We start from the raw sequence: 21,289 nt of genomic DNA, 5'->3' as shown, positions 1-21,289 counted from the left end.
AGGAACACACCCAATGAAGTCCATCGCTGCACTTCAGACGGCCGTTACGGCCGTGGCGTTCGACGCCGAGCCGTCGGGCGCCGAGCTGGACGCGATCGAGCAGGAGATGCCGCTGATCCTGGCGGAGGTCGACCTGCTCGACGCGCAGATCATGACCATCGACCGTCCGGCCACGGAGCTGGACGAGCGGCGTATCCGCCGGGCCCGGAACCGGGTCATGGCCGAGCGTCGCAACCTCACGAACCGCGCCGGCCTGGCGCAGGCGGGCGGTGCCGCGTGAGCGAGCAGACGGAACCCATCACGGCGGTCATGGACCTGGTGGCCGCGATCGTCGAGGCGCTGGACGTGCCCTTGCCGTCGCTCGCGCCGGCCGACGAGCACACGCACTACCGGCTGCTCGACAACCGCACGGCGGGGCTTCGAGCGACGCTCACGGGCGTGCTGAAGCACCCCGGCCCGCTCGACGACACGGCGGACATCATCCGCCGGCAGATGGCCGAGCTTCCCGTCACCTACACCCCGTTCACGTTCGACGAGCAGGGCGGTGAGGAATGAACCGCCTCACCTTCTGGCTCTTGTTGTCGCTGTGCGTCGCGGTGGAGGTTCTGGGGCTGTTCATCGGCCGGCGGGACGTCCACTACGCGGGTGTCATCGCCGCCGTGGGTGTGATCGCCGTCGCGCGGATCCTGTGGCTGGCCCGCCGGGACGGGGGCGAGTCGTGAACACCACCGGTAAGCCCCTGAGTCGAGTGCAGAAGGTCGTGCTCGGTCTCGCATTCGTGCCGATGCTCGCCACCGGCGGCGCCGGCGCCTATGGCACCTTCACCAACATCAAGACGGCTTACGGCTCCGGGACGGCGGTCGGTGCGGTCGCGGCCGGTGAGGGCGCAACCGCGGTCCTCGCGGTCGTGCTGCTCGGGCTGACGCTGCTGGGTCAGTCGGCTCCGGTGGTGATCCGGGCGGGGCTGTGGGCTCTTCCGGCCGCCGCGTCCGCCATGTCGGCCATGGCCGCCAAAAGTGCCGGTGAGATCGTCATCTACGCGCTCACTCCGCTCGGCATGACCGCCTCGGCTGAGGGTGCCGCGTTCCTGGCACGGCGGATCGTGGTCTACCGCGACGGCCGTGACGCCGAAGCCGAGCGCCGCGCCGCCGAGGTCGTCCAGGCCCTCGCCTACCACCGGGCCATGGCAACCGGCCACCCCGACGAGAAGGTCCGGCGCGAGTCGGAGCTGAAGTCCTGGAAGCTGGCCAAGCGGGTCGGAGCGGGTGACCTCGCCCTCGGCGAGAAGCTGCTCGATGTTCAGCGTGACCAGCTCACCACCGGTGCCGAGCAGGCGCTTGCCGCCATGTTCGGCGCGACGATCGCCGCCCCGAACATCACTGGATCGGTCGACGCGTCGGACACGGCGACGGTGGAGCTGGAGGTCGACCGGTCTACCCGACCGATCACCCCCACAAATGGGAATGAATCGACCCAGACCGATATGAAACGGTCTACCTCTGAGCAGGCCGTACCCGCACTGGAGCCCGCTCCCATCGACTACAGCCGCTCGCACGACCTGTTCGAGCCGGAAGAGTCCACCCCGCCGCCCGTGGTGGCGCCGGTGGAGTCGACCGAACCGGCCGCGGTCCGTGCGGTCGCCGCCGAGCAGTCGACCCCGCGCCGGGTCACCCGCCGCGTGCCCGAGGCGGCGAAGTCGCCGCAGCCGCGCCGCACGAAGAACGAACTACTCGCTGAGGCACGGCAGTTCACGGAGTCGTGGCCGGTCGAGCATCTGACGGCCGACCGGATCCGTAAGGCGCTGCGCACGTCGCCGGAGAAGGGTCGGTGGCTGCGCGACACCCTCAAGACGGAGCGAGGGGCGGCGTGAGTGGTATCCCGACGTACCGGTGGCGTCTCGCGCCGGACGGGTTGGCGACGTTCCGGCAGCTCCGGGCGCAGGGTCTGCGCCCGGGTGGTCAGGACGTCGCCGCCCAGGTGGAGCGGCCCCGCCGGCGGCGCGGGCCGCTCGTCGCCTACCTCTACCGCCTGGACCTGGCCAAGCCGTCCGGCCCATGACCCCCGCCAAGCGGGCCGCCCTCGACAGGGCGAACGCCGCCCGCCGCATCTGCCCGCAGTGCGGCCGGGACGTGGGGTACCGCATCCCGGTCTCGCTCGGCATGTGCTCCCCCTGTGCCTACCCCGACACCACGAGCGCCGCGTGAGCGGCACCGAGGAGACGACCGTGAACAACCGGAGCAACGACCCGCTGTTCATCGGCTACATGCGCGCCTTCGCGAAGTCCGTCAAGCACATCGGTATCTGCCTGCACTGCCAGGACGAGAAGCCGTGCGCCGAGGGCGACCCCATCCACTCCGAGTTCAACACCCTCCAGAACGCCTGGACGGAGAAGGTCCGAGCCGAAGGGAAGAAGCTGTGACCAACCTCCCCGAACCGGTCCGGGTGGTGCAGCTCCCGGACGGCACCTACACCTACGCCGACCACCTGCCCGCGACGTTCCAGCCGGGCGCCGCGCCGCAGATCGTTCACCAGCACATCCACCAGGCGCCGCCCGACCGCACCGTGCAGCGCATCGCGCTCGGCTCGGGCATCGGCGCCGGCACCGTCGCGGCCGGGGTCTACTTCGGCCCGCTGCTCGTCGGCGCCCTGACCGCGATCGCCGCCAACCTCGCGCTGCTCGCGTTCCTCGCCGTCGCCCTCTCCTGGGGCGTCCACACCGTCGTGAAGTCCATCGGCGGCCCCGACGGTCGAGCCGCCGCCAAGACCCTCACCCGTGCCCGTAGGAAGGGGAAGTAGCCATGGGCCTGTTCAGCCGCAAGTCGTCCACCGCGTCCGAGCCGCGCATGCCCGCGGTTGAGGAGATCGCCGCCGCCGGTCGCGCGCTCGCCAGGGGCAACAGCAAGCCCGCCGACCGGCTCGTCGCCGAAGCCGGGGACAACGGCCGGTCCGTCGCCATGCAGATCCTGGCCGACTCCGTCGACTACACCCCGCAGGACTGACGCCTGCCTGTCCGCCCCCGGCACGGCCCGGGGGCGGGCGGGGAGTCGGGACAGCCCCGGCCCCGGAAAGGGGGGCCCGTCGTGGCCAGCAAGAACAACGAGCAGCCGGACCCGAACTACCCCCAGCTCACCGCCGGTGAGCACGCCCGGATCGCGTTGAACGTCGCCCGCATGGCCAAGCGCTGCCTGGCCGGCGAGAACGCCGACCGCTCCGACCTGGAGCGCAACGTCGACCGCATCCTCGACCGCGCGCACAAGCGCGCCGAGAAGCACACCCGGAAGTAGCGGTGCCCCGGGGCGGCCGACAGCCGCCAAGCATCACCGGCCGCCCCGGGCCCTTGCCCCTCCTGCAGAGAGGAAGCACTTCAGTGAAGCACCCCGACGACGACAACGAACTGTTCGACCGCCTCGAAGCCGAGATGGCCGCCGACGGTGGAGCCGAGGTGGTCGACCTGGACAAGGCCCGCGCCGCCCGCGACACCACCCCGACCACCACCGCGGTCGACCCGACTGAGCCCGAGGGTGAGCGGCAGGTGGTCGATCTGCCGACGCCGGTGGCGACCGGCCCGGGCTACCTGGGTCGACTGGCCGGAGCCAAGCGCCGGGACGTGATTCCGGTCTGGCTGCGGTCGACCTCTGAGCTGCGCACCGCCGCCGGGTGGGTGGCCCGCCACTACACCCACACCGTCGGCTACCACGCTCTGCGCGCCCCGATCTACGCCGCCCGTCTCGCGCTTCAGTCGCCCGTCGGTGCGGCGAAGTTCGTCGGGGGTGTGATGCGGTGGGTGGCCGACCGCGAGGGTGAACCGGTCCGCGCAGCCGCCGTTCGGCGGGAGGACGCGGCCGAGTACCTGCGGCTGTCCGCGCAGCGCGACAGTCGGGTCCGGCTGCGGACGATGGTCGCCGCGCTCGCCATGTTCGTCGGACTGGTCGCCGCGCTCGCCATCTACGTCCTCGCGCCCGGGTGGGTCCAGGCCGTCTCGGTCGGCACGCTGGTGCTCGCCCTCGGCGCCGCCGGCCGTAAGGCCGACAACCCCGTCGTCCACCGCGCGGTCGAGCTGCCGAAGGCGACCAAGCTCACCAGTGACATCGTGCTCCGCGCGCTCGGCGCCCTCGGTATCCCCGCGATCAACCAGGCGCAGGGCAAGGGCCGGGACGGGTTCGAGTTCACCGCCCCGATCACCCGCGACGGCCCGGGCTGGCGCGCCGAGGGCAACCTCCCCTTCGGCGTGACGGTCACGGACATCATCGAGCGCCGCGAACGTCTCGCCTCGGGTCTGCGCCGACCGCTGGGCTGCGTGTGGCCCGAGGCCGTGCCGAACGAGCACACCGGACGACTGGTGCTGTGGGTGGGCGACCAGGACATGAACCAGGCTAAGAAGCCCGCCTGGCCGCTGGCCAAGACGGGCTCGGTCGACCTGTTCAAGCCCGTCGCCTACGGCACCGACCAGCGCGGACGCTGGGTCGAGGTCACCCTCATGTACATCGCCGGGGTGATCGGCGCGATCCCCCGCATGGGCAAGACCTTCCTGCTCCGCCTGCTGCTCCTCATCGCCGCGCTCGACCCGCGGGCCGAGGTCCACACCTACGACATGAAAGGCACCGGCGACCTCGACCCCGTCGGCAACGCCGTCTCCCACCGGCACGCCGCCGGCGACGACGACGAGTCCATCCAGTACGCGCTCGCCGACTTCCGCGAACTGCGCGAGGAACTGCGCCGCCGCACCAAGGTGATCCGGGGCCTGCCCCGCGACATCTGCCCCGAGTCCAAGGTCACCTCCCAGCTCGCCGACAAACGGTCGCTCGGGCTGCACCCGATCGTCGTCGGGGTGGACGAGTGCCAGGTTCTCTTCGAGCATCCCGAGCACGGCAAGGAGTTCGAGGAGATCGCCACCGACCTCGTCAAGCGCGGCCCCGCCACCGGGATCGTGCTGCTGCTCGCCACCCAGCGCCCCGACGCCAAGTCGCTCCCGACGGGTATCTCGGCGAACGCCGGCGCCCGCTGGTGCCTGAAGGTCATGGGCCAGACCGAGAACGACATGGTCCTCGGCACCTCCGCCTACAAGCGCGGCGTACGGGCCACCATGTTCGCCTGGGGAGACAAGGGCATCCACTACTTCGTCGGCGAAGGCTCCGACGCCCGGATCGTCTCCTCCGTCTACGTCGACGCCCCCGGCGCCGAAGCCATCGGCGCCCGCGCCCGCGCCGCCCGCGAAAAGGCCGGCCTCCTCACCGGCTACGCCATGGGCGAGGCCCCCGAGGTCGTGACCGGCCCCGCCTACGACCTGCTCGCCGACATCCTCGCCGTCGTACCCGCCGCCGAGGAACGGGTGTGGAACGAGCGAATCGCCGCCCGGCTCGCCGAGCTCCGCCCGGACGTCTACGGCGGCTGGAAGGGCGAGAACGTCACCAGCGCACTCAAGCCCCACGGCATCAAGACACGCGACGTGGCCGGCACCACCGATGAGGGAAACCGCACGACCCGCCGCGGCATCGTCCGCGCCGACCTCACCAAGACGGTTGCGGAGCGTGACAAGAAGCCCGGAGCTGCATAGCCCCGATCCGGTGCTACCGGTAGCACCCACACCTGCTACCGGTAGCACCCCCGCTAGCACCCAAACCCGGCAACGACCTGCGATCTAGCGCGTAGCACTCTTCCTGCGAAAACCTCTGGAAACCGCCTGGGAGGGCCCGTCATGACCCCCGCCCTGCTCGCTATCGCCTGCCTGCTCGCCATCACCCTCGGTTACATCGCGAAGTGTGCGGCGTCGCCGTTCGGGACCTGCCGCAAGTGCCACGGCCTGGGCCACGCGCTCAAGACCGACCGCAACGGACGCCCCAAGCGCGGCAAGGACTGCCGCCGCTGCCAGACCACCGGCAAGCGCATACGCGTCGGCCGCTGGCTCTACAACCGCGCCACCGCCACCTACCGCGCCGGCACCCGCTGACCCCGACCACCGTCCACACACCCGAAGGAGGTTCCGGCATGGCCGTGACCGTCTCCCTGGTCGCCCTGTTCGGACTCGTCCTGTTCTTCCTCCTGCGCTCCAACACCGTCGGCTACGGCTCCGCGTTCATCGCCGCCGGCTTCGGCTTCTTCCTCGCCTCCACCGGCGCCGCCACCCCCATCAACAACCTCGCCAACGCGGTCCTCGACGCCATCCCCAACCTGTGAACGCCGAGGGCGGTCCCCGTCTCGCCAAAGTCCGGGACCGCCCTCATCCACCAGTTCCAACTCAACAGTGGAGGTCACCAGCATGACCCATCTCCTCCCGATCCGGCGAGAGCACGGCGCCCGGCCGCTGCTGCTGGATCTGTTCTGCTGCGCCGGCGGCGCCGCCATGGGCTACCGGCGCGCCGGGCTCGACATCGTCGGCGTCGACATCCGCCCCCGCCCGAACTACCCCTTCACCTTCGTCCAGGCCGATGCCCTGGAGTACCTGGCCGCCCTGATCGCGTCCGGGGAGATCAAGCGGTTCGCGTTCGTCCACTCCTCGCCGCCGTGCCAGGCCGGGTGCGCGCTCACCGTCGGCACCAACCGGTCCAAGGGCTGGGGCGGCACGCACGTAGACCTCGTCCCGCCGACCCGCGAGCTCCTCGACGCCTCGGGCCTGCCGTACGTCATCGAGCAGCCCAACGGCCGCGCGGAGATCCGCAAGGACCTGACCCTGTGCGGCGAGATGTTCTCCCTCGGCGTCCTGCGGCACCGGAACTTCGAGTTGGGCCGCTGGTCGGTCACCCGTCCCGCCCACCCGAAGCATCGGGGGCGGGTGCGTGGGTGGCGGCACGGCGAGTTCTTCGACGGCCCGTACGTCGCCGCCTACGGCGCTGGCGGCGGCAAACCGTCCGTGCCGGAGCTTCAGATCGCGATGGGCATCACGTGGACCGACGTCCGGGAGGAACTGACCGAAGCCATCCCCCCTGCCTACTCGCAGTGGATCGGCACCCAGTTCCTCACCCCGGCCCGGCTGGAGGTGGCGGCATGACCTCGCCCCTCCCCCTTCAGCGAGACGCCCGGACCGGCTACCTCCCGCTGGCGCTGTGGCTGGCCGCCCGCGGCGTGCCGGTCCTGCCGCTTCAGGGCCAGAAGATTCCGTTCGGCAACTGCCCGGCCTGCCACCAGAACGCCTGTGGCGGCCGGCCGAACATGAAGACCCCCGGACCGTGCATGTGCCCGTCGACCTGCCACGCGTGGGCAGCCGCCACCACCGACCCCGCCGTCCTGTCGTCTCCGCCGTGGGCGGCCGGGTGGCGGACCGCATCGGAGGTCGCCTACCACCCCGGCGGCGCGGGGCTGACCGTGGTCGACCTGGACGACGCCGACGCCATGGCGTGGGCCCGAGCCACCCTGCCCCCGACGCGCGTCGTCCCGACCGACCGGGGCGAGCACTGGCTCTACCGGGGAACGATGCGCTCCGCCAACCACGTCCGGGACGGGGTCGACATCAAGTCCCGCATGTCCTACGCCCGGTGGCTCGGCACCGGCACCGGCACCCTCGCGCCCGTGCCGCTGGCCGTCCTCGCGCTGGTCGAGAGGGAAGAGACCACCAGGCCCCGCGCGGGGGTGGACTCTTCCTCCCTGGCGCGCGCCCGGTGGGACCGGAGCGTTGCCACCGGCTGCCGCCACACCGACACTTACGTCCGCGCCGGCCTGAAGCGCGGCGTCGACCACGTCCAGGCGCACCCCGACAAGGGTGCGGGGACGGCCGCGTACGGCGCTGCTGCGTTCCTGGCCAAGCAGCACACCGGCTGCCCCGGGCCGTGCGGTCTGGAGGCCATGGGCGAGGACATCGTGGACGCCGCCGTCGCGGTCGGCGTGCCGGAGTCGTATGCCCGCCGCTGCGTCGCCAACGGTCTCCACGCCGTCCTGGGAGCGGTCGCGTGAGGGCCGCCAACCGGCCCGCGCCCGAGCGGCCGGTGGGCGCCCCGAAGGGCGTCGCCGAAGGCGTCCTTTCTGCTTCTGGCCCGTGCCCGGCCGCCGGGCCTCGGGTCGTCGGGGTGCTCCGGATCGCCGCGCCTGCTCGCCGGGACGGCACGCCGAGCGCGGAGTCGTTCTGCTCGTGCGGCCGGTACGAGACCGCCCGCGGCGAACGCGCCGTCGCCGCGCTGGTCGCCGACCACACCCTCCACCGCACCCTCTGCCCGCTCCAGGCCGAAGGGAGGGCCGCCGCATGACCGAGGAACTTCCCTCTCCCTCCAACCCCATGGCTGTGGCACGGCGAATCGTGCCCGACTGGCACACCGAGGACGGCCGGCTGCGGCTGCGCCGCTGGCACGGGATGTGGATGCGGTGGACCGGAACCTGCTGGCGCGAGTACGACGAAGCTGAGATGCGTGCCGGGCTCTACCGGCGCCTGGAGCACGCCACATTCGTGGCCGGGGAGGACAAGAACGGCTTCCCCGAGGTTCGGGAGTGGGCCCCGACCAAGACGAAGATCAGCAACCTGCTCGACGCGCTCTACGGCATCACTCTGCTGTCCAGCGACGTCGACGCCCCGGCCTGGATCGACGGCGAGCGCGGCCGGCACGACGCCAGTCCGATCGTCGCGTGCCGCAACGGGCTGCTGCGGATCCGAGACCGGGAGCTGCTGCCGCACAACCCCAGCTTCTTCAACCTCGCCGCCGTCCCGTTCGACTACGACCCGACCGCCACCGCCCCGGAGTGGGAGGCGTTCCTGCGGGACATCTGGCCGGACGACCCCCAGCCGATCGCCGCTCTGCAGGAGTGGTTCGGCTACGTGCTATCCGGCCGGACCGACCAGCAGAAGATCCTGCTCATGAAGGGCCCGTCCCGCTCCGGCAAGGGCACGATCGCCCGGGTACTGAAGGAGCTGGTCAGCAAGGAGAACCTGGCCGGGCCCACCCTCGCCGGTCTCGGCACGAACTTCGGGCTCTCCACGCTAATCGGCAAGCCGCTCGCGATCATCTCCGACGCCCGGCTCGCCAACGAGAACAACGTGGCCGTGGTCGAGCGGCTGCTGACCATCTCCGGCGAGGACACCATCGACATCGACCGGAAGTACCGCGAGCCCTGGACCGGCAAGCTCCCGACCCGGCTGATGATCCTGACCAACGAGCTGCCGAACTTCGGCGACTCCTCCGGGGTCATCGCCAACCGGTTCATCGTGCTCAACACGACCCGCTCGTGGCTCGGCAAGGAAGACCCCACCCTGCTCGACCGGCTGATCGCCGAGATGCCCGGCATCATCAACTGGGCCCTCGACGGTCTCGCCCGCCTGGAACGCACCGGCCGCATCACCGCGCCGGCATCCTCCCGGGACGCGGTCACGATCATGCAGGACACCGCGAGCCCCACCAGCGCGTTCGTCCGTGAGCGCTGCACCACCGGCCCCACCTGCGAGGTCCCCGTGGACGTCCTATGGGCTGCCTGGCGGGAGTGGGCCGAGGACAACGGCATGAAGTCCCTGGGCACCAAGCAGGTCTTCGGCCGCAACCTGCTCTCCGTCGTCCCCCAGCTCCGCCGCTACCGGCCCCGCGACGCCTACGGACAGCAGGTCGCCACCTACGCCGGAATCACGCTCAACACCTCAGCACCACATTCCTGAGAGTCGCGACTCACCGCGACTCAAGACGCCTCACACCCGCTCTGAGTCGCGATGAGTCGCGACTCAGAGCAATGTCCTGCCAACTTTTCTCTCCCCAAGGAGGGGACCCGATGGCCCGCACCACCCGCCGCCGTCAGCCCGCCGACGAGTGGCTCCCCCTTACCGACGTCCTCGCCGAGATCGGCATCACCCGAGCCACCTATTACCGCTGGCGCAACCGCGGCTACGGCCCCGAGGTCAAGCGCCTGCCCAACGGGCACCTGCGCGTCCGCCGCAGCGCCCTGGACACCTTCCTGAACGAACTGGAGACCGCGTGACCGACTGGAGCTACACCGTACGGATCTGGAGCATCCGGAAGCGTCCTTACCGCAAGCCGTACCAGCTCCGCTGGCAGGTCGGTACGAAGCCGTTCTCCGAGTCCTTCCTGACGCTCGGGCTCGCCGAGAGTCGACGGGCGCAGTTCATCACCGCGACCCGCGAGGGCGAGCCCTGGGACGCGGAGAGCGGTCTGCCGAAGTCCATGGTCCAGAAGGCCAAGGACATCTCCTGGTACCAGCACGCCAGGAACTACGTGGAGATGAAGTGGGACCACTCCCCCGCTTCCACGCGCCGCAACCTCGCCGAGGCGATGGCCACGGTGACCCTGGCACTGGTGAAGGACACGAAGGGGATGCCCGACCCGAAGGCCGTGCGCCGCGCGCTCTACGCCTGGGGCTTCAACGTGAACCGCTGGAAGGAGGACACCCCGGAGAACGTGGCCACGCTCCTCGCCTGGGTGGAGCGGAAGTCCGTCCCCACCTCGACCCTGTCTGACCGGATGCTCGTACGTCGTGCCCTGGACGCCTGCGCCCGCCGGCTGGACGGAAAGACGTCGTCCGGGTCGGTCATCGCCCGGAAACGCGCCATCTTCCACCAGGCTCTCGGGCTCGCCGTGGACGCCGAGCTGCTGGCCGAGAACCCGATGGCGGCGATCAAGTGGAAGGCCCCCGAGAAGGTCGAGGAGGAGGTGGACCCGGAGGCCGTCCCGGACCCCGAGCAGGCCGCCGCGCTCCTCGCGGCCGTGCGGAAGCAGGGTGACCGGGGGCGCCACCTGGAGGCGTTCTTCGGCTGCATCTACTACTCGGCCGCCCGTCCGGGTGAGCTGGTCGGAATCCGGCTCCAGGACTTCGACCTGCCCCGGCGGGGCTGGGGGGCCGTCCGGCTCCGCGAGAGTCGCGCCCGCTCCGGGAGCTCCTGGACGGACACGGGCGAGGCCCATGACCGCCGGGGCCTGAAGCACCGGACGCGGAAGACCGTCCGGCACGTGCCGATCCCGCCCGAGCTGGTCGCGATGCTCCGGTGGCACGTCACGCTGTACGGCACGCACGCCGACGGCCGGCTCTTCCGGACCGCCCGCGGCGGCATGGTGCAAGAGAGCGGGTACGGCGAGGTCTGGGCGAATGCCCGCGGGGCCACGCTGACCCCGTCCGAACAGGAATCGAAGCTGGCCAAGCGGCCGTATGACCTTCGTCACGCCGCCGTCTCCACCTGGCTGAGCTCCGGAGTGGAGCCCCAGATCGTCGCCCAGCGGGCCGGTCACTCGGTCGGCGTCCTCTTCCGGGTGTATGCGAAGTTCCTCAAGGGCGGCGACGACGCCGCGAACGCGAAGATCTCCGCCCGCCTGAACCAGCACCGCGCCGGCGCCTCCACCACGCCGTGAAGCGGGCGCCCGACCGTCACCGCAGGTAGGGCCGGGAAATCCCGTCCACGTCTCGTCCAGACACCCTGGTAGAACCCGGGATTCGGCGGGATACAGCGAGACAGTGTTGCCCTGTCTCACTTACACAGCAGAACGGCCCCTGCTCTGCGTTTCCGCAGTTCAGGGGCCTTTCTCATCGCGTGGCGGCGCCAGGATTCGAACCTGGGTAGGCTAAGCCGACGGATTTACAGTCCGCTCCCATTGGCCACTCGGGCACACCGCCATGGGATTGCTGCCTCGGAGCCGCTTTTCGGCGGTGCTCCCTGGCAACGACGTAAACAATACCTGATCCCCAGGGGTGCTTCGCCACCGGATTGATCACGGGTTCGCGGCGGTGCGGGTGGCTACGCTTTGTGCCGTACCCGAACGCATCCGAGCAAGGAGCCTCACCTCATGGCCGACTCCAGTTTCGACATCGTCTCCAAGGTCGAGCGGCAGGAGGTCGACAACGCCCTCAACCAGGCCGCGAAGGAGATCTCGCAGCGTTACGACTTCAAGGGCACCAACGCCACGATCTCCTGGTCGGGCGAGAAGATCCTGATGCAGGCGAACGGCGAGGAGCGGGTCAAGGCGATCCTCGACATCTTCCAGTCCAAGCTGATCAAGCGGGGGATCTCGCTGAAGTCGCTGGACGTGGAGGGCGAGCCGCAGCTGTCCGGCAAGGAGTACAAGCTCTTCGCGTCCATCCAGGAGGGCATCTCCCAGGAGAACGCCAAGAAGGTGTCCAAGATCATCCGCGACGAGGGCCCCAAGGGCGTCAAGGCTCAGGTGCAGGGCGACGAGCTGCGGGTCAGCTCGAAGAGCCGGGACGACCTGCAGGCCGTGCAGCAGCTCCTCAAGGGCAAGGACCTCGACTTCGCGATCCAGTTCGTGAACTACCGCTAGGACCGACAGGACCCGGCCGGACCCGAGGGTCGCGTCCGAAAACCGCCAGCCGACACCCGCGGCGGGCTCGCACACTGGACTCATGACGACGACGATGAGCACTCTCCACACCCACGTCGACGGCCCCCTCGGCCCGATGCTCCTGGTGGGGCACCCGGCCGACGGCGGCCGGGTCGTGCTGCGGTCGCTGTCGCTGGAGGGGCAGAAGGGCGGCGTCGTCGTCGAGGACGGCTGGACGCACGCCCCGGAGGCGTTCGAGGAGGTCGCCGGGCAGCTCGCCGAGTACTTCGCCGGGCGCCGGGACCACTTCGACCTCCCCTGTGCGCAGAGCGGGACGGAGTTCCAGCGGCGCGTCTGGCGGGCCCTGGAGGAGATCCCGTACGGGACGACCGTCTCGTACGGGGAGATCGCCCGGCAGGTCGGTGCCACGGGCGCCGGGGTGCGGGCCGTGGGCACCGCGATCGGGCGGAACCCGCTGCTCGTGGTGCGGCCCTGCCACCGGGTGATCGGGGCCGACGGGTCGCTGCGCGGCTACGCGGCCGGCCTGGAGCGCAAGGAGCGGCTGCTCGGGCTCGAAGGCGCCCTGGTGGCCCCCGGCCGCTGATGGAGGGCCTCTTCCCGCGCGAGCGGGCCGAGCCGGCGCCCGGGGCGGTGCACGTGCCGGGCTGGCTGCCGTTCGACCGCCAGCGGGAACTGGTGGCGGCCTGCCGGGATTTCGGGCGCGGCCCGGTCGCGTACCGGCGGACCGAGCTGCCCGGCGGCGGGGTGATGTCGGTGCGTTCGCTCTGCCTCGGCCGGCGCTGGGAGCCGTACCGCTACCTCGGGCCCGACCGGAACCTCCTCGAACTGCCCGACTGGCTGGTCGCCCTGGGGCGTGCGGCGCTGGTCGAGGCGTACGGCTCGCACGACGGTTTCGCGCCCGACACCGCGCTCGTCAACTTCTACGCGGACGGCGCCCGGATGGGCATGCACCAGGACAAGGAGGAGCGGTCCGGTGCTCCCGTGGTGTCGCTGAGCCTGGGCGACACCTGTGTCTTCCGGCTCGGGAACACCGAGGACCGCGGGCGGCCCTACACCGACGTGGAGTTGGCGTCCGGGGACCTCTTCGTCTTCGGCGGGCCGTCCCGCTTCGCGTACCACGGGGTGCCGAAGGTGTACGCGGGCACCGCCGATCCCGCTCTCGGCCTCGCCGGGCGGCTGAACATCACCCTGCGCGAGACCGGTCTCTGAGCGGGAGAAACGGCGAACCGGCGAACCCGTCGCACCGGCTTCAACGCTCCCTGGAATGGCCGAAAAAGATGCGGTACGCGATCAGCAGCACCAGAGAGCCGCCGATCGCCGACAGCCAGGTGGCCCCGTCGTAGAAGTCCGTGGTGATCGGACGGTCCAGGAAGCGGGCCGACAGCCAGCCGCCGAGGAACGCGCCGACGATGCCGATGATCGTCGTACCGATCACGCCACCCGGGTCACGGCCCGGCAGCAGGACCTTCGCGATGACACCGGCGAGCAGGCCGAGAACTATCCAGCTGATGATGCTCATGCCTTGGAGGACGCCCGCCGGTCCCGGCCGGTTGCCGCACCCCCTAGTGTGCGGGTCATGACACCAGAACTGCGCCGTACGCTCGGCGTCTTCGACGCCGTCGTCGTCGGGCTCGGCGCGATGGTCGGCGCCGGGATCTTCGTGGCGCTCGGACCGGCCGCCGGCGCGGCGGGCGCGGGACTGCTCCCGGCGCTCGGGGTCGCCGCCGTGGTCGCGTATTGCAACGCCATGGCGTCCGCACGGCTCGCCGCCCGCTATCCGGCCTCCGGCGGCACCTATGTGTACGGGCGGGAGCGCCTGGGCCCGTTCTGGGGCTATCTGGCGGGCTGGGCCTTCGTCGTCGGCAAGACGGCGTCCTGCGCGGCGATGGCGCTGACCGTCGGGGCGTACGTGTGGCCGGAACACGCGCACGCGGTGGCGGTCGCCGCCGTCGTCGCGCTGACGGCCGTGAACTACCGGGGCGTGCAGAAATCGGCGCTCCTGACGCGGGTGATCGTGGCCGTCGTGCTCGCCGTCCTGGCCGCCGTCGTCACGGCGAGCGCCGGGGCGGGGCGGGCCGGGCGGCTCGGGCTCGACGGGGACGTCGCGGCCGGCGGGGTGCTCCAGGCCGCGGGCCTGCTGTTCTTCGCGTTCGCCGGGTACGCGCGGCTCGCGACCCTCGGCGAGGAGGTGCGCGATCCGGAGCGGACCATCCCGCGGGCCGTGCCGATCGCCCTCGGCATCGCGCTCGCCGTCTACGCGGCCGTCGCCGTGTGCGTGCTCGCCGTCCTCGGTGCGGAGGGTCTCGCCGCCTCCGGCGCCCCGCTCGCGGACGCGGCGCGGGCGGCGGACGCGGACTGGCTGGTGCCGGTGGTCACCGTGGGGGCGGCGGTCGCCGCGCTGGGCTCGCTGCTCTCGCTGATCCTCGGGGTGTCGAGGACGACCCTCGCCATGGCCAGGGACGGCCATCTGCCGGCCACCCTCGCGGCCGTGCACCCGCGTTTCCGGGTGCCGCACCACGCGGAGCTCGCGGTGGGCGCCGTCGTGGCCCTGGTGGCGGCGACGGCGGACGTGCGGGGCGCGATCGGCTTCTCGTCGTTCTGCGTGCTGGTCTACTACGGGGTCGCCAACGCCTCCGCCTGGACGCTGGGCCGCCGTGAGCGGCCGCTGGCCGCGCTGGGCCTGGTGGGCTGCGGGGCGCTGGCGTTCGCGCTGCCGCCGACCGCCGTGCTCGCCGGGGTGGGGGTCCTGGCGGTCGGCGTGGTCGCGTACGCGGTCAGTCGAGGACGACCCGCACACCCTCGCCCCTGAGGCCGTCGACGAGCTCCTGGAACGTGGGCGGGCGGCGGTCCGCCAGCGGCAGGACGCCCAGACAGGCGCGGGCGATGTCGGCGTGGTGCCAGACGAGGGTGGTGCCGGACAGATCCTGGTCGACCAGACGGTGGCCCGGGCCGAGCACGGCCTCGCCCAGCGCGCACGCGTACGCGTCCTCGTCGACGAGACCACGGCCGTCGAGGTGGTACGTGGCTCCGGGGACGACCTGCGGAGCCCGGGACCGGCGCCGGGCGGCCTGACGCAGCCACTCGGCGCGGTCCCCGCCGGTGAAGCGGCGCCAGGTGCCGGGCTCGGCGGGCCCGTCGTGCCAGCCGCGTCCGCCCTGTCCGCCGTGGCCGCCCTGTCCGCCGTGGCCGGAGAAGAGGTCCCATATCTCGCGGCGCGGCGGCGGTATCAGGCCCGTCCGGGGAAAGGCCACGGTGAGGTCGAGCAGGCCGCGATGGCGGGCGGAGGCGTCCCAGGAGGTGACCCGGCCCGCCTCGGCCTCGTGGAGCGCGTTACCCACCCGGTCGAGGACCTGGTAGCGGACCGCGTCGAACCCCTCCCCGCCGGCGGCGAGCGCGTCGCGCAGCGCCCCGCGCGGGGAGCAGCCGAGGAAGGTGACCTCGGTGTGGGCGTTGTGGGCGTTGTGGGCGTTTTCCTCGGGCTCGGGCGGCGGGACGCGGACCAGGTTGCCGCAGGAGACGGCGTCGTCCGAGGCCGTGTCGTCGGCGGCGGAGGCGTCGGCGGCCGCCGCGTACCAGCGGCGTGGGCCGCCGTCCGACTCGACGGTCACGACGTCGCCGCGGGCGCCCAGGACCCGTACCGCGGTGAAGGACCAGGTGTGGCCGTCGGGGGTGCGGACGCGCAGGGTGCCCAGCGGGGCGGTGCCCTCAACCACGGCCTCGGTGACGGCCCGGGCGAGCGTCCCGCGCGGCTCGCAGCCGCGCAGCTCGTGGACGACGCGGGGCTGCGGGGCGGGCTCCCCGTACAGGCCGTCGACGTCCTGGCAGAGGGCCGTCACGTACGCGCCGGAGAGCAGCGCGTACCGGGGAGTGTCCACGGGCCTCGGCCTAGCGCGGCTGGTAGCCGTACGCGCCGTACGCCTCGTCCGTGGGGACGATCTCCTTGCCCAGCGGCAGCAGCGAGACCGGGATCATCTTGAAGTTCGCGACGCCGAGCGGGATGCCGATGATCGTGACGCACAGCACGATGCCGGTGGTGATGTGGCCGAGCGCCAGCCACCAGCCGGCGAGGATCAGCCACAGCACGTTGCCGACGCAGGACGGCGCACCCGCGTCACGGCGGTCGACGACCGTGTGCCCGAAGGGCCACAGGGCGTAGAGGCCGATGCGGAAGGCGGCGAGCCCGAAGGGGATGCCGATGATCGTGATGCAGAGCAGGACGCCGGCGGCCAGATAGCCGAGGAACATCCAGAATCCGCAGAGGATCAGCCATATGACGTTGAGGATCGTCTTCACGGGCGGTGACCTGCCATCTGCTCGAGCCGGGCGATGCGTTCGGCCATCGGCGGGTGGGTGGAGAACATCTTGGAGAGCCCCTGTCCGGGACGGAAGGGGTTCGCGATCATCATGTGGCTCGCGGTCTCGATCTTCGGCTCCGGGGGCAGCGGCAGCTGCCTGGTGCCCGCCTCCAGCTTGCGCAGGGCGCTGGCGAGGGCGAGCGGGTCGCCGGTGAGCTGGGCGCCGGAGGCGTCCGCCTCGTACTCACGGGAGCGGGAGATGGCCAGCTGGATGATCGATGCGGCGACCGGCCCCAGAATCAGGATGAGCAGGAAGCCGAGGAGGCCGGGGCCGTCGTCGTCGCTGGAGCGGCCGACCGGGATCAGCCAGGCGAAGTTCACCAGGAACATGATCACGGAGGCGAGGGCTCCGGCGACCGAGGAGATCAGGATGTCCCGGTTGTAGACGTGGCTCAGCTCGTGGCCGATGACCCCGCGCAGCTCGCGCTCGTCGAGGAGCGCGAGGATGCCCTCGGTGCAGCAGACGGCCGCGTTGCGCGGGTTGCGTCCGGTCGCAAAGGCGTTGGGCGCCTGGGTGGGCGAGATGTAGAGCCGTGGCATGGGCTGGCGGGCCTGGGTGGAGAGCTCGCGGACCATCCGGTACAGGGCCGGGGCCTCGAACTCGCTCACGGGCCGGGCCCGCATGGCGCGCAGCGCCAGCTTGTCGCTGTTCCAGTACGCGTACGCGTTGGTGCCGAGCGCCACGAGGAGCGCGACGATCAGACCCGTACGTCCGAAGAAGCTGCCGATGACGATGATGAGGGCGGAGAGCCCTCCGAGGAGTACGGCGGTCCTCAGGCCGTTGTGCCGGCGGTGCACGGTACGCCCTCCAAGTGGTGCGGCAGGGGAACCCTTCTGTCCAGTGGACCCTCCCTCACTGGTCAACGCCACGCGGGAGGTACGGGTTCCCCGGCCGCGCCGGGGGGTGCTGCGGGCCGTACGGGTGAGCGGTGCCGGTACGGGTGAGCGGTGCCGGTACGGGTGATCAGCGCTGGGCGGGCATGGGGGCCAGGTCCAGGGCGGCCTTCGCCGGGTCGACCTTCTCCAGGCCGGCCTTCTCCAGTGCGGCGGGGACCGGCTCGACCTCGCTGGTGCAGTGGCCGCAGCGGGAGGCGATGGCCGGGATCTCGGTGAAGCAGCGGGGGCAGTCGCGCTTCTCCGACTTCGGGTCGGCCGCCTCCTCCCGGGCGAACCGCTCCTGGAGCTTCGCCATGGGGACCACGATCAGGAAGTAGAGGACGGCGGCGGTGATGACGAACGCGATGGCGGCCGCGATCGCCAGACCGTAGGGGAAGACGGTCCTGCCGACCGTGAAGTGCGCCTCGCTGAAGTCGCCGACCGATCCGGTGGCGAGACCGATGAGCGGGGTGATGAAGGCCTTGCTGAAGCCGGTGACGACCGCCGTGAACGCCGATCCGACGGCCAGGCCGATGGCCATGGAGACGACGTTCCCGCGAAGTATGAAGTCCTTGAAGCCGCTCAGCACGGGGTCCCGCTCCTTGGTGTTTCTCGTGAGTGTCGTGAGTGTGGGGGTCGGTGGATCAGAAGAGGCTGTTCGCCGCGAAGCGGAGGGCGAACTGCGGATAGCCCGACAGCACGACACCCGCGACGGCGGCGAGGGCGATCGCGAGGGTGACCGGCGCCGTGGCCCGCTGCGGCACGGTCACCCCCTCCGGCGCGCGGAAGAGCAGCGCCGTCCACCGCAGGTAGTAGTAGAGGGCGATCACGACGTTGACGCCCATGATCACGGCGAGCCAGCCGAGGCCCGCGTCGACGGCCGCCGAGAAGACGGTCACCTTTGCGAAGAGGCCGATGATACCCGGAGGCAGGCCGGCCAGGTTCAGCAGGAAGAAACCCATGGCCAGGGCGGCGGCCGGGCTCCCCGCGTACAGGCCCCGGTAATCGGAGATCCGGTTCTCCGGGTTCGCGCGTGCGACCAGCGCGACGACCGCGAAGGCGCCGAGGTTCACCACCGCGTACATCAGGGCGTACGCGACGGTCGCGCCGATCTGGTCGTCGCTGGAGTACGCGGCGGCGGCGATCGGCACCAGGAGGTAGCCGGCCTGGGCGACGGAGGACCAGGCGAGCAGCCGGACCGCGCTCCACGCGCGCGTGGAGACCTGGCGGAGGGCGGCCACGTTGCCGAGGGTCATGGTGAGCGCGGCGAGGACGGCGAGCGCCGGACCCCACACGTCGGCGTAGCCGGGGAAGGCGACGACGGTGACCAGGATGAGGCCGGTGAAGCCGACGGCCTTGCCGACCACGGACAGGTAGGCGGCGACGGGCAGCGGGGCGCCGACATAGGTGTCGGGCACCCAGAAGTGGAAGGGGACGGCCGCCGTCTTGAAGGCGAAGCCGACGAGGGTGAGCGCCACACCCGCCTGGGCGAGGGTCTGCAGCTGGTCCGGCACGTCGCCGAGGCGCTGGGCGACCTCGGTGAGGTGGAGGGTTCCGGTGGCCGCGTAGACGAAGCTGACGCCGAGCAGGGTGACGGCGGTGGCGGTCACGGATGAGAGGAAGAACTTCAGCGCGGACTCGCCGGACATGCGGTCGCCGCGCTTGAGGCCGACCAGCGCGAACGCGGGCAGCGAGGCCACTTCGAGTGCGACGACGAGGGTCGCCAGGTCGCGGGAGGCGGGCAGCAGGGCGGCGCCGGCCGCGGAGGACAGCAGCAGGAACCAGAACTCGCCGGCCGGCAGCTTCTCGCGGGTGTCGGCGAGCGACAGCAGGGCGGTGAGGAGGGCGCCGCCGAGCACCAGGAACTGGATGACCAGGGTGAAGTGGTCGGCGGTGTAGCTGCAGGCCCGGAGCTGGGTGTCGGCGGTCAGGCAGAAGGTCGAGCGGTCGCCGGCGCGCAGCGGGACGAGCAGGGCGAGCGAGGCGGCCAGGCCGGCGATCGAGGCCCAGCCGAGGAGCTGCTTGCGTCCGGCCGGGACGAAGAGGTCGGCGACGAGGACGGCGAGGGCGACCACCGCGGCGAGGGTGGGCGGCGCGATCGCGAGCCAGTCGACGGACTGGACGAGGTCCGCGGACCGGGCGAGATCGGCGGACCGGGCCAGGTCGACGGACCCGGCGAGGTCGGCGGACCGGGCAAGGTCGGCGGACCGGGCAAGGTCGGTGTGCTGGGCCGGGTCGACGTGCTGGGCCGGGTCGGCGGCGACGGCGGTCACTGGGCTCACTGGGTGCCTCCGGCGAGGAGCTGCTGGACGGCCGGGTCGGTGAGGCCGAGGAGGACCGCGGGCCAGAGTCCGGCGAGGACGGTGAGGGCGACGAGCGGGGACCAGGCGGCGAGCTCGTAGCCCTGGACGTCGGCGATGGCGGCCTCGTCGGCCGGGCGGGGGCCGCCCATGCAGACGCGGCGGACGACGACGAGGAGGTAGGCGGCCGTGAGGAGGGTGCCGAAAGCGCCGATCGCCGTGAAGGTGAGGAAGGCGGGGCGGCTGAGGCCCTCGGCCGGGTCGAAGGCGCCGAACAGCGCCAGCATCTCGCCCCAGAAGCCGGCCAGGCCGGGCAGGCCGAGCGAGGCGACCGCGGCGAAGGCGAGCAGGGCGCCGAGGCGGGGGGCGCGGCCGTAGAGGGCGGCGCCGGTGGCCCCGGCGAGGGTGTCGAGGTCGGCGGTGCCGTAGCGGTCCTTGATCGCGCCGACGAGGAAGAAGAGCAGGCCGGTGATCAGGCCGTGGGCGATGTTGGCGAAGAGGGCGCCGTTGACCCCGGTGGGGGTCATGGTCGCGATGCCGAGCAGGACGAAGCCCATGTGGCCGACGGAGGAGTACGCGATCAGGCGCTTGAGGTCGCCCTTGTTGCCGCGCCGTGTGAGGGCGAGGCAGGCGAGCGATCCGTAGATGATCCCGGCGACGGCGAAGGCGGCGAGGTACGGGGCGAAGGTCCGCATCCCGTCGGGGGCGATCGGCAGCACGATCCGCACGAACCCGTACGTGCCCATCTTCAGCAGCACGCCGGCGAGGAGGACCGAGCCGACGGTCGGGGCGGCGGTGTGGGCGTCCGGCAGCCAGCTGTGCAGGGGCCACATCGGGGTCTTCACGGCGAGCCCGATGCCGATCGCGAGAACGGCGATGACCTGCACGGACGCGGTCAGGCCGCGGCCGTTGTCAGTGGCGAGTGCCACCATGTCGAACGTGCCCGCCTTCACGCCGACGAGGAGGAGACCGAGCAGCATGACGACGGAGCCGAGCAGCGTGTAGAGGACGAACTTCCAGGCGGCGGCCTGCCTGCCCTCGCCGCCCCAGCGGGCGATGAGGAAGTACATCGGGATGAGGACCATCTCGAAGGCCAGGAAGAACAGGACGAGGTCGAGGACGGCGAAGGTCGCCAGGGTGCCGGACTCGAGGACGAGGAGCAGGGCGACGAAAGCCTTCGGGGAGGGGCCCGACGGCCGCTTGAAGTAGCTGTACAGCGCGCAGAGGAAGGTCAGCAGCGCGGTCAGGAGCAGGAGGGGGAGGGAGATGCCGTCGACACCGAGGTGGATGCGCACGTCGAGTGCCCTGATCCAGCTGATGTCGGTCGTGGCCTGCATCGTCGAGGGGTGGTCGTGGTCGAAGCCGAGCGCGAGGACGATCGCGGCCAGCAGGATCACACCGGTGACGACCACGCCGTGGCGGAGCACGGCCTGGTCGGGTGACGATCCCTTCAGCCCGGGCGGGGCGGGCAGGAGGGCGGCGACGGCGCCGACGAGCGGGCCGCCGACGATCAACGCGAGAAGGAACTGCATCACGGATTCGCTGATAT

General features: G+C 71.6%; 28 protein-coding genes, 1 tRNA gene and 1 pseudogene. 22 read left to right on the top strand and 8 right to left on the bottom strand.

Annotation, left to right across the window (positions count from 1 at the left end; translation table 11 throughout):
* Nucleotides 1-13: 13 nt before the first annotated feature.
* The 18 genes and pseudogenes from ACFY7C_RS29885 (at nucleotide 14) to ACFY7C_RS29800 (ending at nucleotide 11,264) form a co-directional block, all read left to right on the top strand.
* Nucleotides 14-280: a DUF6284 family protein gene (locus ACFY7C_RS29885; RefSeq protein WP_389656248.1), complete on the top strand. Its 267-nt coding sequence runs from the start codon at nucleotides 14-16 to the stop codon at nucleotides 278-280.
* Nucleotides 277-555 carry a hypothetical protein gene (locus tag ACFY7C_RS29880; protein ID WP_389656245.1) on the top strand — a complete coding sequence of 93 codons (279 nt, stop codon included), beginning with the start codon at nucleotides 277-279 and terminating at the stop codon, nucleotides 553-555. The genes ACFY7C_RS29885 and ACFY7C_RS29880 overlap by 4 nt, the downstream gene beginning before the upstream one ends.
* Nucleotides 552-722 carry a hypothetical protein gene (locus tag ACFY7C_RS29875; protein WP_389656242.1) on the top strand — a complete coding sequence of 57 codons (171 nt, stop codon included), beginning with the start codon at nucleotides 552-554 and terminating at the stop codon, nucleotides 720-722. Before ACFY7C_RS29880 ends, ACFY7C_RS29875 begins: the two co-directional genes overlap by 4 nt.
* On the top strand, nucleotides 719-1,870 hold the full coding sequence (locus ACFY7C_RS29870) for a conjugal transfer protein (RefSeq protein ID WP_389656239.1): 1,152 nt from the start codon (nucleotides 719-721) through the stop codon (nucleotides 1,868-1,870). The genes ACFY7C_RS29875 and ACFY7C_RS29870 overlap by 4 nt, the downstream gene beginning before the upstream one ends.
* Nucleotides 1,867-2,204 (top strand): annotated as a pseudogene (locus tag ACFY7C_RS29865) (RRQRL motif-containing zinc-binding protein). Before ACFY7C_RS29870 ends, ACFY7C_RS29865 begins: the two are co-directional and overlap by 4 nt.
* Nucleotides 2,201-2,419, top strand: a complete 219-nt coding sequence (locus tag ACFY7C_RS29860; protein WP_389656236.1) for a hypothetical protein — start codon at nucleotides 2,201-2,203, stop codon at nucleotides 2,417-2,419. The pseudogene ACFY7C_RS29865 and the gene ACFY7C_RS29860 overlap by 4 nt, the downstream one beginning before the upstream one ends.
* Nucleotides 2,416-2,796 (top strand): DUF6251 family protein, encoded by a 381-nt coding sequence (locus tag ACFY7C_RS29855; RefSeq protein WP_389656233.1) that lies wholly within the window; start codon nucleotides 2,416-2,418, stop codon nucleotides 2,794-2,796. Before ACFY7C_RS29860 ends, ACFY7C_RS29855 begins: the two co-directional genes overlap by 4 nt.
* Before the next feature lie 2 nt (nucleotides 2,797-2,798).
* On the top strand, nucleotides 2,799-2,999 hold the full coding sequence (locus ACFY7C_RS29850; RefSeq protein ID WP_389656230.1) for a hypothetical protein: 201 nt from the start codon (nucleotides 2,799-2,801) through the stop codon (nucleotides 2,997-2,999).
* An 81-nt stretch (nucleotides 3,000-3,080) separates the two neighbouring features.
* On the top strand, nucleotides 3,081-3,284 hold the full coding sequence (locus ACFY7C_RS29845) for a DUF6257 family protein (RefSeq protein WP_389656228.1): 204 nt from the start codon (nucleotides 3,081-3,083) through the stop codon (nucleotides 3,282-3,284).
* 83 nt (nucleotides 3,285-3,367) lie between these two features.
* Nucleotides 3,368-5,554: a cell division protein FtsK gene (locus ACFY7C_RS29840; protein WP_389656225.1), complete on the top strand. Its 2,187-nt coding sequence runs from the start codon at nucleotides 3,368-3,370 to the stop codon at nucleotides 5,552-5,554.
* A 141-nt stretch (nucleotides 5,555-5,695) separates the two neighbouring features.
* Nucleotides 5,696-5,947, top strand: coding sequence for a hypothetical protein (locus ACFY7C_RS29835; RefSeq protein WP_389656222.1), 252 nt, complete (start codon nucleotides 5,696-5,698; stop codon nucleotides 5,945-5,947).
* 38 nt (nucleotides 5,948-5,985) lie between these two features.
* A complete protein-coding gene (locus ACFY7C_RS29830) occupies nucleotides 5,986-6,174 on the top strand; it encodes a hypothetical protein (RefSeq protein WP_389656219.1) in 189 nt (62 codons plus the stop codon).
* An 82-nt stretch (nucleotides 6,175-6,256) separates the two neighbouring features.
* Entirely contained in the window at nucleotides 6,257-6,985 is a 729-nt protein-coding gene (locus ACFY7C_RS29825; RefSeq protein WP_389656216.1) for a DNA methylase, read from the top strand.
* On the top strand, nucleotides 6,982-7,884 hold the full coding sequence (locus ACFY7C_RS29820; protein WP_389656213.1) for a bifunctional DNA primase/polymerase: 903 nt from the start codon (nucleotides 6,982-6,984) through the stop codon (nucleotides 7,882-7,884). Before ACFY7C_RS29825 ends, ACFY7C_RS29820 begins: the two co-directional genes overlap by 4 nt.
* On the top strand, nucleotides 7,881-8,174 hold the full coding sequence (locus ACFY7C_RS29815; RefSeq protein ID WP_389656210.1) for a hypothetical protein: 294 nt from the start codon (nucleotides 7,881-7,883) through the stop codon (nucleotides 8,172-8,174). Before ACFY7C_RS29820 ends, ACFY7C_RS29815 begins: the two co-directional genes overlap by 4 nt.
* Entirely contained in the window at nucleotides 8,171-9,565 is a 1,395-nt protein-coding gene (locus ACFY7C_RS29810; RefSeq protein ID WP_389656207.1) for a phage/plasmid primase, P4 family, read from the top strand. Before ACFY7C_RS29815 ends, ACFY7C_RS29810 begins: the two co-directional genes overlap by 4 nt.
* Before the next feature lie 110 nt (nucleotides 9,566-9,675).
* Entirely contained in the window at nucleotides 9,676-9,882 is a 207-nt protein-coding gene (locus ACFY7C_RS29805; RefSeq protein ID WP_389656204.1) for a helix-turn-helix transcriptional regulator, read from the top strand.
* Entirely contained in the window at nucleotides 9,879-11,264 is a 1,386-nt protein-coding gene (locus tag ACFY7C_RS29800; RefSeq protein WP_389656201.1) for a tyrosine-type recombinase/integrase, read from the top strand. Before ACFY7C_RS29805 ends, ACFY7C_RS29800 begins: the two co-directional genes overlap by 4 nt.
* Nucleotides 11,265-11,444: 180 nt before the next feature.
* On the opposite strand, the gene ACFY7C_RS29795 is transcribed toward ACFY7C_RS29800, so the two are convergent.
* Nucleotides 11,445-11,526: transfer RNA gene (locus ACFY7C_RS29795), tRNA-Tyr, on the bottom strand.
* Nucleotides 11,527-11,696: 170 nt separating this feature from the next.
* On the opposite strand from ACFY7C_RS29795, the gene ACFY7C_RS29790 reads away from it, so the two are divergent.
* From ACFY7C_RS29790 to ACFY7C_RS29780, 3 genes are all read left to right on the top strand, one after another.
* Nucleotides 11,697-12,188, top strand: a complete 492-nt coding sequence (locus ACFY7C_RS29790) for a YajQ family cyclic di-GMP-binding protein (protein ID WP_356690832.1) — start codon at nucleotides 11,697-11,699, stop codon at nucleotides 12,186-12,188.
* 82 nt (nucleotides 12,189-12,270) lie between these two features.
* Nucleotides 12,271-12,792: a methylated-DNA--[protein]-cysteine S-methyltransferase gene (locus ACFY7C_RS29785; protein ID WP_389656198.1), complete on the top strand. Its 522-nt coding sequence runs from the start codon at nucleotides 12,271-12,273 to the stop codon at nucleotides 12,790-12,792.
* Nucleotides 12,789-13,418: an alpha-ketoglutarate-dependent dioxygenase AlkB family protein gene (locus tag ACFY7C_RS29780; RefSeq protein ID WP_389656940.1), complete on the top strand. Its 630-nt coding sequence runs from the start codon at nucleotides 12,789-12,791 to the stop codon at nucleotides 13,416-13,418. Before ACFY7C_RS29785 ends, ACFY7C_RS29780 begins: the two co-directional genes overlap by 4 nt.
* A 40-nt stretch (nucleotides 13,419-13,458) precedes the next feature.
* On the opposite strand, the gene ACFY7C_RS29775 is transcribed toward ACFY7C_RS29780, so the two are convergent.
* A complete protein-coding gene (locus tag ACFY7C_RS29775; protein ID WP_389656195.1) occupies nucleotides 13,459-13,728 on the bottom strand; it encodes a GlsB/YeaQ/YmgE family stress response membrane protein in 270 nt (89 codons plus the stop codon).
* A 57-nt stretch (nucleotides 13,729-13,785) separates the two neighbouring features.
* Between ACFY7C_RS29775 and ACFY7C_RS29770 the strand changes: the two genes are divergently transcribed.
* Nucleotides 13,786-15,018, top strand: a complete 1,233-nt coding sequence (locus tag ACFY7C_RS29770) for an APC family permease (RefSeq protein WP_389656192.1) — start codon at nucleotides 13,786-13,788, stop codon at nucleotides 15,016-15,018.
* Here the strand turns inward: ACFY7C_RS29770 and ACFY7C_RS29765 are convergent.
* From ACFY7C_RS29765 to ACFY7C_RS29740, 6 genes are all read right to left on the bottom strand, one after another.
* Entirely contained in the window at nucleotides 14,984-16,084 is a 1,101-nt protein-coding gene (locus ACFY7C_RS29765; RefSeq protein WP_389656189.1) for a hypothetical protein, read from the bottom strand. The two genes, ACFY7C_RS29770 and ACFY7C_RS29765, sit on opposite strands and share 35 nt — an antisense overlap.
* Nucleotides 16,085-16,094: 10 nt before the next feature.
* Nucleotides 16,095-16,502, bottom strand: coding sequence for a YccF domain-containing protein (locus ACFY7C_RS29760; protein ID WP_389656186.1), 408 nt, complete (start codon nucleotides 16,500-16,502; stop codon nucleotides 16,095-16,097).
* Complete coding sequence (gene htpX, locus ACFY7C_RS29755) at nucleotides 16,499-17,362, bottom strand: zinc metalloprotease HtpX (RefSeq protein ID WP_389656183.1); 864 nt, start codon at nucleotides 17,360-17,362, stop codon at nucleotides 16,499-16,501. Before htpX ends, ACFY7C_RS29760 begins: the two co-directional genes overlap by 4 nt.
* A gap of 166 nt (nucleotides 17,363-17,528) precedes the next feature.
* Nucleotides 17,529-18,029, bottom strand: a complete 501-nt coding sequence (gene mscL, locus ACFY7C_RS29750; protein WP_389656180.1) for a large conductance mechanosensitive channel protein MscL — start codon at nucleotides 18,027-18,029, stop codon at nucleotides 17,529-17,531.
* Between the two features lie 55 nt (nucleotides 18,030-18,084).
* Nucleotides 18,085-19,602, bottom strand: coding sequence for an NADH-quinone oxidoreductase subunit N (locus ACFY7C_RS29745; protein ID WP_389656937.1), 1,518 nt, complete (start codon nucleotides 19,600-19,602; stop codon nucleotides 18,085-18,087).
* A gap of 116 nt (nucleotides 19,603-19,718) precedes the next feature.
* Nucleotides 19,719-21,272 (bottom strand): NuoM family protein, encoded by a 1,554-nt coding sequence (locus ACFY7C_RS29740; protein WP_389656934.1) that lies wholly within the window; start codon nucleotides 21,270-21,272, stop codon nucleotides 19,719-19,721.
* Between the last annotated feature and the right edge of the window lie 17 nt (nucleotides 21,273-21,289).

Origin of the sequence: Streptomyces sp. NPDC012769 (assembly GCF_042901205.1) — a bacterium.
In the GTDB taxonomy this organism is placed as follows: Bacteria; Actinomycetota; Actinomycetes; order Streptomycetales; family Streptomycetaceae; genus Streptomyces.
The sequence above is the reverse complement of the archived record's forward strand: the minus strand, read 5'-3'. Positions and strand labels throughout refer to the sequence as shown.